We start from the raw sequence: 14,835 nt of genomic DNA on the forward strand, positions 1-14,835 counted from the left end.
GTTCCCCCCAGGAAGATTGTTCAGGAATCCAGAAAGTTCCGCAGCAGGTCGTGGCCGTGCTGGGTAAGGATCGACTCAGGGTGGAACTGCACCCCCTCTACCGCCATTTCCCGGTGGCGCAAGCCCATGATCTCGTCAATCTCGCCGTCCTCAGTTTCAGTCCATGCAGTAACCTCGAGGCATTCGGGCAGGCTGCCTTTCTCAACCACCAGGGAATGATAACGGGTGGCCTCAAACGGGTTCGAAAGATTGTTAAAAACCCCACGATTGTTGTGCACAATTGCAGAAGTCTTGCCGTGCATTACCTGGCCGGCGCGCACTACCCTACCCCCAAATACCTGTCCGATGCTCTGGTGGCCGAGGCAGATACCCAGGATGGGTATCTCGCCGGCAAACCGCCGGATTGTCTCCAGGGAAATCCCGGCCTCATTCGGCGTACAGGGGCCAGGAGAAATCACAATTTTATCTGGCGCCAGACGCTCGATATCTTTCACTGCGATCTCGTCGTTGCGCCGCACCTCGACAGCCGCCCCCAGCTCGGCCATGTACTGCACCACATTCCAGGTAAAGGAATCGTAATTGTCGATCATCAGAATCATTGTGCGGGTTCCTCTCCTGTGGGCCTTAAGGGGGGTGACTCCATGCGCTTCTGCAGGCGAGCCAGCGCCTCCTGGGTAGCGCGCAGCTCGCGCAGGATCTCGGTCTGGCTGGGTGGCAACTGCAGTTCATCGAGGCGGCGCAACTTGGCCTCTTCCAGGTTGTTCAGTACCACGCCGATGAACAGGTTGATCATCACAAACGCCCCCATCACCACGAAGCTGACGAAATACAGCCAGGCCCAGGGCATCGCCTCCATGGCGGTGTACATGATGTCGGTCCAGTCCTCGAAAGTGACGATCCGGAACAGGCTCAGCAGGGCGATCGGCAGGCTGCGCCAGTGTGTCGGGTCGATATCCGAGAAGAGGAAATAGCCGGCCACTCCATATATATAAAAGATGATCCCCATCAGCAGCGCAATATGGAACATGCTCGGCAGGCTGCGCAGCAGTGTGTCGACGAGCAGGCGCAGTTCGGGGAATGCGGATACCAGCCGCAATACTCTCAATACGCGCACCAGGCGCGCCAGGGTGGCCATGGGGCCAGCCGCCGGCACCAGGCTGAGCACGATGATGGCAAAGTCGAAGCAGTTCCAGCCGCTGGCAAAGTAGCGCCAGGGACGGTTGCCGTGCGCCGCCATCTTGACCGCGGCTTCCAGTACGAACGAGAGCAGTACCAGCTGGTTTACCCAGTGCAGCGCGCCACCGAACCGCTCGGTGATCCAGGCGGAGGTCTCGAGGCCGACGGCGACGGCGTTGAGCAGGATCAGCCCGATGATTACCTGGTTGAACAGCGGTGCCGCCGCCAGGCGTGCACAGGTTTCTGCAAGGCCGGCCCTGGCCGGCGCTGTGACCTCATTCATGGTTGACTGTCTCGTTACTGCCACCCGGGACCGGCTCCGACTCGCCGGCCACGGCAATTGCCACCGCGCGGAACAGTGCCCGCGCCTTGTTCATGGTTTCGTCCCACTCTGACTGGGGATCGGAATCCGCCACCAGCCCTGCGCCGGCCTGGATATACACCTGGCCATCCTTGATTACCGCCGTGCGTATGGCAATGGCGGTGTCCATGTTGCCGTTCCAGGCCAGATAGCCCACGGCCCCGCCGTAGATGCCGCGCTTTTCCGGCTCGAGCTCGTCGATGATTTCCATAGCACGGATTTTCGGTGCGCCCGACAGGGTTCCCGCCGGCAGCGCCGCCCTCAGCGCATCTATCGCCGACACCCCGGGCTGGATCCGCCCGCTGACATTGGAGACGATGTGCATTACGTGGGAATAGCGCTCCACCACCATCTGCTCGGTGACCCGGACACTGCCGGTTTCGGCGACCCGGCCCACGTCGTTGCGACCCAGGTCGATCAGCATCAGGTGCTCGGCGATCTCCTTGGGATCTGCCAGCAGGTCGCGCTCAAGGGCCTCATCCTCTGCCTCAGTTGCGCCACGCCTGCGTGTGCCCGCAATCGGGCGCACGGTCATGTCTCCATCTTCCAGGTGCACCAGGATTTCCGGGCTTGAACCCACCACCTGGTGGTCGCCGAGGTCGAGGAAGTACATATAGGGGGAGGGGTTCAGGCTGCGCAATGCCCGGTACAGGTTCAGTGGCGGAGCCGCGTAGGGCGCCGACAGGCGCTGGGAAGGCACTACCTGCATTACGTCACCGGCGAGGATGTACTCCTTGACCCGCTGGACGCTGCGCTTGAAGGCCTCCTCGCCGTAGTGGGAGCGGAATGCCTCCTCCTCGATACCCTGGCCGTCGAGGTCCAGCGGCGCGGCACCCGGCAGCGGCCGCGCCAGCTGCGCCACCAGTTCCTCCAGGCGCCGCTCTGCCCGCTGGTAATCCCCGTCCACCGACGGGTCGGCGTGGACGATGAAGATCACCGTTCCGGCGAGATTGTCAAACACCACCAGCTCGTCGCTCACCATCAGGAGGATATCCGGGTTGCCGAGGGTGTCCGGGGGGGCGCCGCCGGCAAGGCGTGGCTCGATATAGCGCACGCAGTCGTAACCGAAGTAGCCGACCAGCCCCCCGTTGAAGCGCGGCAGCCCCTCCAACTGGGGAGCGCGGTAGCGCTGCTGGAATTCCTCGACGAACGCCAGCGGGTCCCCGGCCTGGTGCTCTTCCACCACCTCGCCGTCGCGCTCAACCGTGACGCGGGGACCAGCTGCCCGCAGCACCGTGCGCGCCGGCAGGCCGATAATCGAATAACGCCCCCACTTCTCACCGCCCTGCACCGACTCAAACAGGTAACTGTAGCGACCTGCGGCCAACTTGAGATAGGTGGAGAGCGGGGTCTCGATGTCCGCCAGCACGCGGCGGACCAGCGGAATGCGGTTGTATCCCGCAGACGCAAGCTGGGTGTATTCACTGGGGGTCATGGCGACTCCGGAGTAGGTTTATAAACCAATCGTGTTGATCTGGATTATTGCCCGAGCGGATTGGACAAACTCCGCCCGCAGGGAGAGCCCCGGCGCAAACTGGTCAGTGTACGCGGGTCAGCGGGTCAGTGGCGCCATCGCCAGCTGTGGAAGTGGGAAGCAGTAGTCTTCACGGGTGGCCTCGTTTCTCGAGGTAGTTAGTTTACAAACCCGCCGCCGGCTGGGCAAGGCCCTGCCGGCGCCGCGCCGGGCGGCATCAGGCGGACAGCTCGCGACGCATCGCCGCGATGGCTTCTGCGTAGTCATCGGCATTGAAGATCGCGGAGCCGGCGACAAAGGTATCCGCACCTGCGGCGGCAATCTCGGCGATGTTGTCCCGGGTGACCCCACCGTCAATTTCCAGCCGGATATCGAGGCCGGATTCATCGATGAGCCTGCGAGCTTCGCGCAGTTTGCCGAGGGCGGCGGGGATAAACTTCTGCCCCCCAAAGCCCGGATTCACCGACATCAGCAGGAGCATGTCCAGCTTGTCCACCACATACTTCACCGGATCCAGCCCGGTAGCCGGGTTCAGCACCAGCCCGGCCTTGCAGCCCAGGCTGCGGATCAGCTGCAGCGAGCGGTCCACGTGCCGGCTGGCCTCGGGATGGAAAGTGATATAGGTGGCACCCGCATCCGCGAACATCCGGATCATGTCGTCCACCGGCTCCACCATCAGGTGTACGTCGATCGGCGCCTCAACGCCGTGCTTGCGCAGGGCCTGGCAGACCATCGGGCCGATGGTCAGGTTGGGCACATAGTGGTTGTCCATCACATCGAAATGCACCCAGTCGGCGCCGGCCGCCAGCACGGCGTCGACCTCCTCCCCGAGGCGGGCGAAATCGGCGGAGAGGATGGACGGGGCGATCTTGAAGTCGGGCATAGGGATTTCCTGGTAGTGCTCAGTTGTTTCCACTGCTTTTTCCGCACAGGCGTGCGTCGAGGCGCTGCAGGCGCTCGGGAGTGCCCACATCGCACCAGTCACCTTCATACAGCTCGGCCTGTAACCGGTCCTCGTTGTGGACGAACACCTCGCCGAGGCCGAAACAGGTACGCCGGCGCGGATAATCGGTAAGAATCTCCGGGCGCAGCCAGCTGATGCCCGAGAAGGTGTAACGCGGCGTCGTGCTACCGGACAGCAGCCCGTCGTCGATGCCGAAGTCCCCTTCAGGATTGTGCGGCGGGTTGGGCACCATCAGCAGTCGCCCGGGACAGTTCCCTGGCAGGGGGCTCTGCAGCCAGCCGGACAGATCGAAGTCACACCACACGTCACCGTTGACCACGAAGAAAGGGGCATCGCCAAGCAGTGGCAGGGCCTTGAGGATGCCACCGGCGGTTTCCACCGGCTCGCCCTCGACGGAATAACAGACCTCCAGACCCCAGCGTTCACCGGAACCGATGTGCGCGCGGATCTTCTCGCCGAGGTACCCCAGGTTGATCACTACCCTGCGCACGCCCACGGCGGCCAGGCGCTCCAGCGCGTGCTCGATGAGGGGCTTGCCGGCCACCTCGAGCAGGGGCTTGGGAGTATCGTCGGTCAGGGGCCGCATGCGCTTGCCAAAGCCCGCCGCCAGTACCATAGCGGCGGGAGCCTGATTGTCGTTTGCTTGCTTCATTAGGTTATTCGTGCGGTTTCACAGCTTGGGTTCACCGGCGACGCTCGCCCGCGGTCCGGTAATCACGGTACCAGCTCTGACGCTCAGCCAGGGGCAAAAGTTCGGCGCTGAACCAGTCCGCGAAGGGTTTCAGCTCAGGGTAACGCCCCGCGACCTCCAGGGTATAGCGGATCACCAGCGGCAGGTCCGGCAGATAACCCTGCTTGCCGTCGCGCAGGTAAAGGCGCGGGAAGAGTCCCAGAACCTTGATATGGCGCTGTAGCCCCATCCAGTCGAACCAGCGCAGGAAGGTGCGCGGCTCCACCGACGGCAGTATACCGGCGGACTCGGCGGTGGCCGCATAACAGAGCGCCCACTTCTCCACCTGCTCCCTCGGCCAGCGGATATAGCAGTCGCGCAGGAGTGAGGCCAGGTCGTAGGTGACCGGCCCCCAGACCGCATCCTGGAAGTCCACCACGCCCGGTCGCTCCCCCTCGCGCACCATCAGGTTGCGGCTGTGGAAATCCCGGTGCACCAGAACCTGTGGCTGCTCGGCGGCAGAGCCCAGCAGCAGGTCGAAGGTGTCCTCCAGCAGGCGTTTTTCCTCGTCCCCCAGGGAGTATCCGAGGAGTTTTCCCACCAGCCACTCGGGCAGGATGCGCATCTCCGTCTGCAGCAGCTCGCGGCTATAAGGGGGTAAAAGGTCCGGCGACCTCGGAATCTGTTGCAGGCAAAGGAGCTCAGTCAGCATCTCGCCGTACAGGCCCTCTACGCTATCCTCGTCCAGCAGCCCCAATAATTGCCGGTCGCCGAGATCCTCGAGCAGCATGAAGCCCCGGGACACATCCGCTGCGACCACCATGGGGGTATGGACGCCGTGGCGGCGGAAATAGTCTGCCAGCGCGACGAAGCGGGCCGGATTGGTCCGTTCGGGCGGCGAGTCCACCGCGATCAGGCTCGGGGTAGTGTCGGTGCGAAAATAACGCCGAAATCCCGCGTCGCCCGCCAGCGGCAGCAGCTGCGGCGTGCCCGTGGGCAGGGTCCGGCCGGCCCATTCGCCCAGTTCGGTGCGCCGGGTGTCTGTCTTTTGTATCGAACGCTCGTTCATGCGCCGTTGCTACTCCACTATTCCCGGCCCGCATTGTAACGGTGCAACCGGCGCCGTCCAGCAACCCCGGCAAATTTCCCCGCCAGCCGCCCGGCGGCCGGCATGCTATCAGTGTTAACCATGCCCACATTCAAGTAGAATCACCCGCTGATTTTTGCGCGCCACCCCGCGCCCCCTACGGAAGAGACTCTAAAGATAGTCGGAACTGACCCCCTGATGCTGGAAGCCCCCCGGTGGCGACGCCTGACACTGGCGATTGCCCAGATATACCGTCCGCACGTACTGGCAATCGGCCTTGCAGCCGCGCAACCTGCGTGGGCGCAGGATCCTGCGGCACCAACCGATCCGGTATCCGGCCCGGCTGACAACCCTTACCTATATCTCGACTGGCTTCCAGCATGGCAATTGCCGGCCGAAATGCGCGCCGGCCTGCCGCCGGCCTGTAGCGGTGCCTTCCTCCCCCCCCCGCGCAATTATCGCGACGCGCATTTGCGGCCGGACGAAGCGTCTCTACGCGCCACCGCGGATGCCTCGCAATGGCTTGACGATGGCAGCGCCCAGCTGCGCGGCAACGTCCATATCACCCAGGGCTACCGACAGCTGTTCGCCGACCAGGTGGATGTCGAGCCCGGAGACAATACCGCCTACCTCCGCGGAGCCATCGAAATCCGTGAGCCCAACCTGCTCGTGCGCGGACGTGCGGCCGAGATCCATACCGACAGCCGCGCCGCAAAGATAGAGGATGCCACTTACGTCATCCATGACGAGTTCATTCACGGAAGTGCCACCTATGCCTCACGGGAAGCCAGCGGCGAGCTGAACCTGGTCGGCGGGAGCTACACGCGCTGCGAACCGGGCCACGTGGTGTGGCAGATCAATGGTGGCGAGATCAATATCGATAATGTCGAACGCCAGGGCGTGGCACGTAACGTGCGGCTGGAAATCCTCGACGTGCCGGTATTCTACTTCCCTTACCTCCGCTTTCCCGTGGGTAGTGCCCGCCTGTCCGGCCTGCTTTTCCCCAGTGTCAGTAACAGCGATGAAAACGGTTGGGACGTCGCCATTCCCTATTACTGGAATATCGCGCCGCAAATGGACGCCACCATCGTACCGCGCTATATCCAATATCGCGGCACCGGTGCGGAAGTGGAGGTACGACACCTCAGCCCGTGGTTCAATACCGAAATCCGGGCTGCGGGCCTGCCGAATGACAAGGGGGGAGATGACGAGGACGCCCGCAAGTTGATTGATCGCGGCTTCCCGGAAGAACTGGTACTTCCCGCCAAGGGGGAGGACCGCTGGCTGGCCAATGTGGAACAGCAGGGCAGTAGCGGCGGAGCCTGGTTTACCAAGATCGATTACACCAAGGTGAGCGACCCGGATTACTTTCGCGACCTGGATACGGCTAACCTGAGCGTCTCCGCCGAAACAGCGCTTAGCCAAGCGGCCTCCTTCGGACTTCTTGGCCGGCACTGGAGAGCCAGCTTGCGGCTGCAGGAATACCAACAGCTGGTGAAGGATCGCTTCGATACCTACAGCCAGCTACCCCGGCTCGATGTGGACGGGAACTACCGCTGGGGCGACTGGGCACTTAGCCTGGATCACCAGCTGACCAGTTTTGACCACGATGACACCCAGACCATCCGTTTTATTGCTGATCCGCTCGATCCCGACAGCGTAAGGACGGCATCCCGGAACTTCATCACCGCCGATCGCGCAAGGCTGGACTATGAATTTGGCTGGGAGCGGCAGTGGCTGTGGGGCTATTTTACCCCAGGGGTGGCACTGCGCTACCTGAGCTACCAACTGGACGACCAGTTTCTGCGCCCTGAAAGCAGCAGCTCCCCCGAGGCATCGGCAGCGCAGCTGACCCTGGATACGGGCCTGTTTTTCGAGCGCGACGGCCGCGCCTGGAATTTCGACTATATCCAGACTCTCGAGCCGCGCCTATTTGCCCTGGTCAGCTCGGATGCGGATCAGCAGGACTTCAATAATATTGCCATCATGCCCCGGGATGGCGGTGACGACCTACTGTTTGACACGTCGTTGTTCACCTTCAGTTACGACCAGCTCTTTCGCGACAGTCGCTTCAACGGTAACGATCGCATCGATGATGCGGACCGTGTCGCGCTGGGCCTGACCACCCGTTTTATCGATCCAGTGAGCGGGCGCGACCTTCTGGCCGCCAGTGTGGGGCAGGTGTTCTATGGCGAAGATGTGCAGATTGGCCTGCGGGAACCCATCCTGGACCAACCCCGCTCGGAGTTTGCGGCGCGCCTGGAAAGCCGGCCACTCCAGTCCCTGCGCATCAGCAGCGAGCTGATCTATGACGACAAGGATACCGAGCTCAACCGGGGAAACGTCACACTGCGCTACCTGGACGAGGACTTGCGGCTGTTCAATTTCAGCTATCGCTATTTGCGCCAAGACGAGGATTTCGAAATCACTGGCAACCCCGCTGACCAGCCGGTCCGCCAGGTGGACGCCTCAATGGTACTCCCAATCGGCGGCGGCACCTCACTGTTGGCGCGGGCCAATTATGACGTCACGTTTGAGCGGGAACTGGAATACCTTGCCGGCGTCGAATATGACAGCTGCTGTTACCAGGCACGACTCGCCTGGCGCCGCACGTTGGACAATGACCTCGCAGACGTGTTAACTCCCGAGGAACTGGAATACGAGGAGGGCATATACCTCGACTTCCAGCTGAAAGGGCTCGCCGGCCTGGGCACCACCGTTACGCGGATGCTCACCGAGGGGATCCCCAACTTTGAACAGAGAGAAATGTTGAGACAGTGAAGAGCATAATGAGAAAGTGCACCTTGAAACGCGGCCTGCTGGCTCTCGTGTCTGCCTGCGCCCTGTTCACCGGCGCCGCCATGGCGCAGGTACAGACTCTCGACCGGGTGGTCGCAGTGGTGGATGACGACGTCGTAATGGCCAGTGAGCTCCAGCAACGCCTCAACACCATCATGAACCAGATCGAGTCCCAACAGGTTCAGGCGCCTCCCATGGATGTCCTGCGCCGGCAGGTGCTCGAGCAGCTGATCGTCGAACGCCTGCAGCTGCAGATGGCGCAGCGCGCGGGGGTAACCGTCTCAGACGCGGAACTCGAACAGGCTGTCGCCAGGGTACAGCAGAACGCCGGCGCGAGCCCGGAGCAGTTCCGCCAGCGCCTGGCCGCAGACGGCATCTCCATGCGAGAGTTCCGCGAGCAGATCCGTCGGGAAATCCTGATCCGTCGCGTCGAACAGGGAAGCGTCAATCGCCGCATCCAGGTCACCGACCAGGACATCGATAACTTCCTGCGCTCCAAGGAGGGCGAGTTCTGGAAATCGCCGCAGTATGAGCTTGGCCACATCCTGATCCCGGTAAGTTCCAGCGCCCCCGCCGACGAGGTCCGGCAGGCACGCGAAAAGGCAGAGCGCCTGGCCCAGCGGGTTGCCGACGGCGCCGACTTCCGCGAACTGGCGATAGCCAACTCCGGCGGCCAGAATGCCCTGTCCGGCGGCGACCTTGGCTGGCGCAAGACAGTAGAGCTGCCGAGCCTGTTTGCCAATGCCCTGGAGGGGCTGGGCGTGGGCGACGTCAGCGAACCCTTCCGCAGTGACGCCGGCTTCCACCTGCTGAAAATCCACGCCCAGCGCGGTTCCAACGAGCAGGTCGTGGAGCAGACCAAGGCGCGACACATCCTGGTCAAGACCAGCGCCATTCGCGATGACGACGACGCCTATAACCTGCTGATCGACCTGCGCAACCAGCTTGAGGACGGTGCCAGCTTCGAGGAACTCGCCCGCGAGCACTCCGAGGACATCGGCACCATGCTGGCCGGTGGGGACCTGGGTTGGTCCATGCCAGGGCAATTCGTACCGGAGTTCACCCAGGCCATGGACAATACCCCGGTCGGAGAAATCTCCATGCCGTTCAAGTCACAGTTCGGCTGGCACATCCTGCGGGTGGACGGTCGCCGCAACCAGGACATGACCGACCAGTACATTCGCAAGCAGGCGGAAAACCTGCTGCGTAACCGCCGCTACGAGGAGGAAGTACAAAACTGGCGTCGCGAGATACGCGACCAGGCCTTTGTAGATATCAAGCTGCCCGGCGCAGACAAGGACTCCGACAGCGGGGAACAGACCCAGGAATGATTCCACGCATCGCCCTCACCCCCGGGGAACCCGGGGGTATTGGCCCGGAGCTGGCGGTCAAGCTGGCCAGTCTCGGGCATGAGCGGGGCAACAACAACCACGCGGCTGGCAACGGTCTCGCCCACGGCCCAGCGCAGGTAGTCGCCATCGCCGACCCGGAGCTGCTGCGCACTACCGCCGCCCAGCTGGGCCTGCCGCTCCGGCTGATCCCGTTTGATCCCGCACAGCCTCCCGGCGAGACCCCTCCCGCCAGCCTGCATGTCCACCCGATTTCTCTCGCGCAACCTGCTGTGGCAGGCCGGCTCAACCCCGCCAATGCGGGCTACGTCCTGGAGACCCTGCGTTTCGCGGCACAAGGCTGCCTGAATCGTACCTTCGACGCACTGGTGACCGGCCCGGTCCACAAGGGAATAATCAACGACGCCGGCTTTCCCTTCAGTGGCCATACGGAGCTCTTCGCCGAGATTGCCGGCATCGAGCGGGTCGTAATGATGCTCGCTGCCGGTGAGCTCCGGGTCGCCCTGGCGACCACTCACCTGCCACTCAAGGAGGTGAGCGACGCCATCACCGCCGAGCTACTGGAACAGGTGATCACGATCCTTCATCGCAGCCTGCGAGACCAGTTTCGCATCCCGAACCCTCGCATTGGTGTATGCGGCCTCAACCCCCATGCCGGCGAGGGCGGCCACCTCGGCCGCGAGGAAATCGAGGTCATAGAGCCGGCGCTGGACAAGCTGCGTGCACTCGGCCTGCGCCTGCTGGGCCCCCTCCCCGCCGATACCCTTTTCACCCCGCCGCAGCTGGCCCGGTGTGACGCGGTCCTGGCCATGTACCACGACCAGGGCCTGCCGGTGTTAAAATTCAAGGGGTTCGGCCACGCCGTCAATATCACCCTGGGGCTGCCCTTCATACGCACTTCCGTGGATCACGGCACCGCACTGAACATCGCCGGACACAATGAGGCCGACTGCGGCAGCCTGCGCGCCGCGCTGGCACAGGCGGTCCAGATGGCCAAACTGCGCAACCTCTGAATTGCAGATTTTTTATGGATAACTTTTTCCAGCATAAGGCGCGCAAGCGCTTTGGCCAGAATTTCCTGGTCGACGACAACATCATTGAGCGCATCGTGCGCGCCATCGGCCCGAGCGAAACCGACCGACTGATTGAAATCGGCCCCGGCCAGGGCGCCATCACCGCCCTGCTGCTACAGCGCTGCCCGTCGCTGACGGCCGTCGAGCTGGACCGGGACCTGATCCCCATGCTGCAGTTCAAGTTCCGCGACTATCCCGAGTTCGAGATCATTGAACAGGATGCGCTCAAACTGGACTTCGGCGCCCTGGCTGAGGAAAAGCCGTTGCGGATCGTCGGCAACCTGCCGTACAACATCTCCACGCCCCTGCTGTTTCACCTGCTCACTTTCCGCGGCAAGATCGAGGACATGCACTTCATGCTGCAGAAAGAGGTGGTTGACCGTCTCGGCGCCACACCAGGCACCAAGGCATACGGGCGGCTGAGCGTGATGGTGCAATACCACTGCCGGGTACAGGGCCTCTTCCCCGTACCGCCACAGGCCTTCCGGCCCGCGCCGAAGGTAGAATCCGCCATTGTGCGGCTGGTGCCCCACCCGAACCCGCCCTACCCGGCCACGGATGAAGCGCTGCTGGAGCGTATCGTCAATGTCGCCTTCCAGCAGCGTCGCAAGACCCTGCGCAATGCCCTCAAGCCGTTGTACCCGGAACTGGATGCCTCAAAGCTTCCAGTGGACGCCGGCCGTCGGCCAGAGACACTGAGTGTGAAAGAGTTTGTCGACCTGGCAAACTACTGCGCGACACTCAAAACCTGAAACAGAGTGGAAGGGACACAGGGATAGCATTTTGGCGACATATGCAATCGGCGACATCCAGGGGTGCTTCGACCCCTTCATGCGCCTGCTCGACAAGATCCACTTTCGGCCCGACCGGGACAAGCTCTGGCTTGCCGGCGACATGGTGCACCGCGGCCATGACAGCCTCAGCACCCTGCGCTTCCTTTACGAACACCGTTCCCAGGTCACTGCGGTACTGGGCAACCACGACTTGCACCTGCTGGCACTGGCCCACGGCGCCAAGCGCCTGACAGACAGGGAACACGACCTTGCCAAAATACTGCGGGCGAAAGATGCCGACAGGCTACTGGGCTGGCTGCAAAGCCTGCCCCTGGTAGTACACAAAAAAGGTTTCACCATGGTCCACGCGGGCATACCGCCAATATGGAGCGTGACCAGGGCGCTGGAACTCTCCCGGGAAGTCCACCGCGCGCTCGCCGATGAGGCCATGGCCAAGGCGTTTTTTTACGGAATGTATGGCAATGAACCCCACTGCTGGAGCGACCACCTGGTGGGCATCGAACGCCTGAGGTCGATCACCAACTACTTTACCCGAATGCGGTTCTGCAAGGCTGACGGCACCCTCGACCTGGTGACCAAGCGGGGACCCGAGGCAGAGCATAACGACTACAAGCCGTGGTTTAGTTTTCCCGAGCGCAAAACCAGGAAGGAGAAAATTATCTTTGGCCACTGGGCGGCGCTGGAAGGAAGGGCTGATACAGAGAATGTCTATGCGCTGGATACCGGCTGTGTCTGGGGTGGGTATCTGACTGCGATGCGACTCAGTGATGAGAAATTTTTTTGCGCGGATTGTGGCTGATAAAGCAAGCCAGCATCCCACACTGGATACCGGCTTACAGGCCACCTCACAAGATACCCAGATATATCACCACAATTGCACTGACAAGGTTATTCAGCAAATGCAGCAGCATCGGCAGCAACACCGAACCGCTCCTCTCCCGTGCCAGCCCCAACAATAGCGCCAGTACAAAAACGAAACTCAACTGCACCCAGTGATATTGCCCCCAGTGAATCAAGGTAAACAAGGCAGAAGTTAGCAACAGCGTTCCACTGAAACCGAGTCGCGTCTGTCGCCACGCGCTAAACAGGTACCCCCGAAATAGCAATTCCTCCAGCAACGGCGCGGCGAGTACGACCACCAGAGCCAGCGGAAAATGGCGACTGCCCGCCAGCATCTGCATAAATTCGCCCTGCTCGATACCGAGAGACTTCACCGTCAGCACCTGCGCGATCATGAAGACCACCAGTAGCGACAGCCAGCGCCATAGTGAGCCCAACCCGAAACCGGAAATGGCCAGCGTTTCCCGCCGGGTTTGGCTCTCGAACTTGGATGCTAATAACAGCGCCGGCAATATCAGGCAGAACTGGGTCAGGTACATCCCTGCCAACGCCGCGGTCGTCTGGATATGCACCTCCACGGCCTGCTGGATCGAGGCTGGCTCGACAACACCCCCCTGCGCCCCCAGCTGCGCACCCAGGTAACCGCCATAACCTGCGATATAAAGAAAAACACCGGCAAAATGCAGAATAGCAAAACTGACAAGCCATCCAATGGCGCACCAGGGATTCGGCATCGGCTGACGTCTCGGCACCGCACTTTGACCATTACCTTCGATTGACCCGGAATTATTTTCGACTACGGACTCCACAATAACCTCAACTTTTTCTATATTTTTTACTCCAGGTATACAGCCAACAGCGGATCATACCTGCACCCTTCTTTACCAGATGACCCGAGGGCCTATTCGGCTAATACTTTTATTTTCTTTATCTGATCTTCTTTGCATATACTCTCTCTATCCATTTCACCCTCTACGCTCAATAAATACTAAGCATGAGCACTACGACGATATTGATGGCCACATGAGGAAGCAAGCCGGCAATAAATGCTTTTTTCTTTGAAACCTCTAGCCACCATAAATAGCTGAAGCTAAAAATGAAAAAGCTCCAAATGGTTCCTACAAACTTAACAGGTTCTATAAGCCCATGGACAAACCCCCAGACCACTGCAGAAACCATGCATGCCAACCAGTGATCAAGCCCGAACTTAACCAAAATGTTTAATAAGAGAGCCAGAAGCATGGCCTCAATAAGAGGCGCCACAATGATAAACCGAAATGCATCAGCCATATCCAGGTCATAATCAGCCTCTATACTGATCACGCCTAAACTAAAAAGGTTATAAGTTAGTAGGAAAAAGCCAGCAGCAAAACCGATCCACGCATTGCCGAAACAGTAGATACAGAAATAAATAATTTGTAGGATTGAATGTTTTTCTGCAAAATAGCTTCAGTAAACTTTCTTTTTCTATTCATATTATCAACTTCATTATTAGGGCAGAGAAGGCAGCGACTTCATAAATTATCTGACAGACGTAAAACCTCTTAACATTTCCGCGGACATCTTAACCCAAGACCCCAATGACTTCGTCCCGCAACCACAGCAGCATTCGCGGCGCACGGTAGAGAGCCCTCGCCAGTATGATCCTTTGCCTGCCTATCATAGGATCCAAGGTAGGCCTCTATAGCGCTCAGGAAGCACCCCATCCAGGTGCACGACTTTCGAACCAGAAATGACCCCTCAGGACTTTCGTTCCACACGCTCGCAGCAATATACGTCCACTGCAAGCGCGGGAATTAAGAAGCTAGCATCAGGGGCATTTAAGGGGCGTTTAACATAAATATTACTATTGCGCCCAGTATACTACCTGCAATAAACAACAATACTTTTGTAGATTCGCTCATATAAATGCCACCCTCAATCGAGTCAATTGATTATCATTTAATTTGCTTGGCAACCCAAAGCGCGCCAGCAGCGACGGCACCCCCAAATGCAGTACCACCGACAAAGTAACCTATCGCAGCTACCGCTGGGGCGATGCCGCCCTGGACATGCACAAGCTCATGCGATTTAAGCTCTTTCATGTTTCCGCCTCCTATTAAACAAGCTTATACGCTGCAAATACGGCACCAGCACCAAAAGAGGCGCCCGCCATAAAATACTTTACAGCGGCTGCAGCTGCGAGAGGTGCCAATCCGCCATTCACATGCTCAATTTCTTTCACAGTGAGTTCTGTCATTTGTATATC

15 protein-coding genes are annotated in these 14,835 nt (G+C 60.5%); 5 read left to right on the forward strand and 10 right to left on the reverse strand.

The annotated features are described in order from the left end of the window. Positions 1-20: 20 nt before the first annotated feature. From BLT26_RS12145 to BLT26_RS12170, 6 genes are all read right to left on the reverse strand, one after another. A complete protein-coding gene (locus tag BLT26_RS12145) occupies positions 21-599 on the reverse strand; it encodes an anthranilate synthase component II (RefSeq protein WP_175453108.1) in 579 nt (192 codons plus the stop codon). Further along, positions 596-1,459, reverse strand: a complete 864-nt coding sequence (locus tag BLT26_RS12150; protein WP_091514518.1) for an ion transporter — start codon at positions 1,457-1,459, stop codon at positions 596-598. Before BLT26_RS12150 ends, BLT26_RS12145 begins: the two co-directional genes overlap by 4 nt. Further along, positions 1,452-2,972 (reverse strand): anthranilate synthase component I, encoded by a 1,521-nt coding sequence (gene trpE, locus BLT26_RS12155; RefSeq protein WP_091514522.1) that lies wholly within the window; start codon positions 2,970-2,972, stop codon positions 1,452-1,454. The genes BLT26_RS12150 and trpE overlap by 8 nt, the downstream gene beginning before the upstream one ends. A gap of 256 nt (positions 2,973-3,228) precedes the next feature. Further along, positions 3,229-3,894 (reverse strand): ribulose-phosphate 3-epimerase, encoded by a 666-nt coding sequence (gene rpe / locus BLT26_RS12160; RefSeq protein WP_091514525.1) that lies wholly within the window; start codon positions 3,892-3,894, stop codon positions 3,229-3,231. 19 nt (positions 3,895-3,913) lie between these two features. Beyond that, positions 3,914-4,627: a nucleotidyltransferase family protein gene (locus BLT26_RS12165; protein ID WP_245720698.1), complete on the reverse strand. Its 714-nt coding sequence runs from the start codon at positions 4,625-4,627 to the stop codon at positions 3,914-3,916. 31 nt (positions 4,628-4,658) lie between these two features. Beyond that, a complete protein-coding gene (locus BLT26_RS12170; protein ID WP_091514533.1) occupies positions 4,659-5,714 on the reverse strand; it encodes an aminoglycoside phosphotransferase family protein in 1,056 nt (351 codons plus the stop codon). Between the two features lie 216 nt (positions 5,715-5,930). Here BLT26_RS12170 and BLT26_RS12175 point away from each other — a divergent pair, with 216 nt between their 5' ends. The 5 genes from BLT26_RS12175 to BLT26_RS12195 are packed head-to-tail and all read left to right on the forward strand — an operon-like array spanning position 5,931 to position 12,546. Continuing rightward, entirely contained in the window at positions 5,931-8,513 is a 2,583-nt protein-coding gene (locus BLT26_RS12175) for an LPS-assembly protein LptD (RefSeq protein ID WP_091514536.1), read from the forward strand. A gap of 8 nt (positions 8,514-8,521) precedes the next feature. Continuing rightward, positions 8,522-9,862, forward strand: coding sequence for a peptidylprolyl isomerase (locus BLT26_RS12180; protein ID WP_091514539.1), 1,341 nt, complete (start codon positions 8,522-8,524; stop codon positions 9,860-9,862). After that, positions 9,859-10,893 carry a 4-hydroxythreonine-4-phosphate dehydrogenase PdxA gene (gene pdxA, locus BLT26_RS12185; RefSeq protein ID WP_091514543.1) on the forward strand — a complete coding sequence of 345 codons (1,035 nt, stop codon included), beginning with the start codon at positions 9,859-9,861 and terminating at the stop codon, positions 10,891-10,893. Before BLT26_RS12180 ends, pdxA begins: the two co-directional genes overlap by 4 nt. 14 nt (positions 10,894-10,907) lie before the next feature. Continuing rightward, positions 10,908-11,705: a 16S rRNA (adenine(1518)-N(6)/adenine(1519)-N(6))-dimethyltransferase RsmA gene (gene rsmA, locus BLT26_RS12190; protein ID WP_091514546.1), complete on the forward strand. Its 798-nt coding sequence runs from the start codon at positions 10,908-10,910 to the stop codon at positions 11,703-11,705. A 31-nt stretch (positions 11,706-11,736) separates the two neighbouring features. Next, entirely contained in the window at positions 11,737-12,546 is an 810-nt protein-coding gene (locus tag BLT26_RS12195) for a symmetrical bis(5'-nucleosyl)-tetraphosphatase (RefSeq protein WP_091514551.1), read from the forward strand. Between the two features lie 46 nt (positions 12,547-12,592). On the opposite strand, the gene BLT26_RS12200 is transcribed toward BLT26_RS12195, so the two are convergent. The 4 genes from BLT26_RS12200 to BLT26_RS12215 all read right to left on the reverse strand — a co-directional run bounded on the left by BLT26_RS12200 (position 12,593) and on the right by BLT26_RS12215 (position 14,826). Next, positions 12,593-13,396 (reverse strand): CPBP family intramembrane glutamic endopeptidase, encoded by an 804-nt coding sequence (locus BLT26_RS12200; protein WP_139169536.1) that lies wholly within the window; start codon positions 13,394-13,396, stop codon positions 12,593-12,595. Positions 13,397-13,565: 169 nt separating this feature from the next. Next, on the reverse strand, positions 13,566-13,910 hold the full coding sequence (locus tag BLT26_RS12205; protein ID WP_139169538.1) for a CPBP family glutamic-type intramembrane protease: 345 nt from the start codon (positions 13,908-13,910) through the stop codon (positions 13,566-13,568). 614 nt (positions 13,911-14,524) lie between these two features. After that, a complete protein-coding gene (locus BLT26_RS12210) occupies positions 14,525-14,671 on the reverse strand; it encodes a class IIb bacteriocin, lactobin A/cerein 7B family (RefSeq protein WP_091514562.1) in 147 nt (48 codons plus the stop codon). A gap of 14 nt (positions 14,672-14,685) precedes the next feature. Then, a complete protein-coding gene (locus BLT26_RS12215; RefSeq protein WP_091514566.1) occupies positions 14,686-14,826 on the reverse strand; it encodes a class IIb bacteriocin, lactobin A/cerein 7B family in 141 nt (46 codons plus the stop codon). Positions 14,827-14,835: the final 9 nt, after the last annotated feature.

The organism is Microbulbifer yueqingensis (assembly GCF_900100355.1).
GTDB lineage: Bacteria > Pseudomonadota > Gammaproteobacteria > Pseudomonadales > Cellvibrionaceae > Microbulbifer > Microbulbifer yueqingensis.

Bases quoted from the DNA above. Each gene is read 5' to 3' on its own strand.
- BLT26_RS12145 (WP_175453108.1), bottom strand. From the start codon at position 599: ATGATTCTGATGATCGACAATTACGATTCCTTTACCTGGAATGTGGTG.
- BLT26_RS12150 (WP_091514518.1), bottom strand. From the start codon at position 1,459: ATGAATGAGGTCACAGCGCCGGCCAGGGCCGGCCTTGCAGAAACCTGT.
- trpE (WP_091514522.1), bottom strand. From the start codon at position 2,972: ATGACCCCCAGTGAATACACCCAGCTTGCGTCTGCGGGATACAACCGC.
- rpe (WP_091514525.1), bottom strand. From the start codon at position 3,894: ATGCCCGACTTCAAGATCGCCCCGTCCATCCTCTCCGCCGATTTCGCC.
- BLT26_RS12165 (WP_245720698.1), bottom strand. From the start codon at position 4,627: ATGAAGCAAGCAAACGACAATCAGGCTCCCGCCGCTATGGTACTGGCG.
- BLT26_RS12170 (WP_091514533.1), bottom strand. From the start codon at position 5,714: ATGAACGAGCGTTCGATACAAAAGACAGACACCCGGCGCACCGAACTG.
- BLT26_RS12175 (WP_091514536.1), top strand. From the start codon at position 5,931: ATGCTGGAAGCCCCCCGGTGGCGACGCCTGACACTGGCGATTGCCCAG.
- BLT26_RS12180 (WP_091514539.1), top strand. From the start codon at position 8,522: ATGAGAAAGTGCACCTTGAAACGCGGCCTGCTGGCTCTCGTGTCTGCC.
- pdxA (WP_091514543.1), top strand. From the start codon at position 9,859: ATGATTCCACGCATCGCCCTCACCCCCGGGGAACCCGGGGGTATTGGC.
- rsmA (WP_091514546.1), top strand. From the start codon at position 10,908: ATGGATAACTTTTTCCAGCATAAGGCGCGCAAGCGCTTTGGCCAGAAT.
- BLT26_RS12210 (WP_091514562.1), bottom strand. From the start codon at position 14,671: ATGAAAGAGCTTAAATCGCATGAGCTTGTGCATGTCCAGGGCGGCATC.
- BLT26_RS12215 (WP_091514566.1), bottom strand. From the start codon at position 14,826: ATGACAGAACTCACTGTGAAAGAAATTGAGCATGTGAATGGCGGATTG.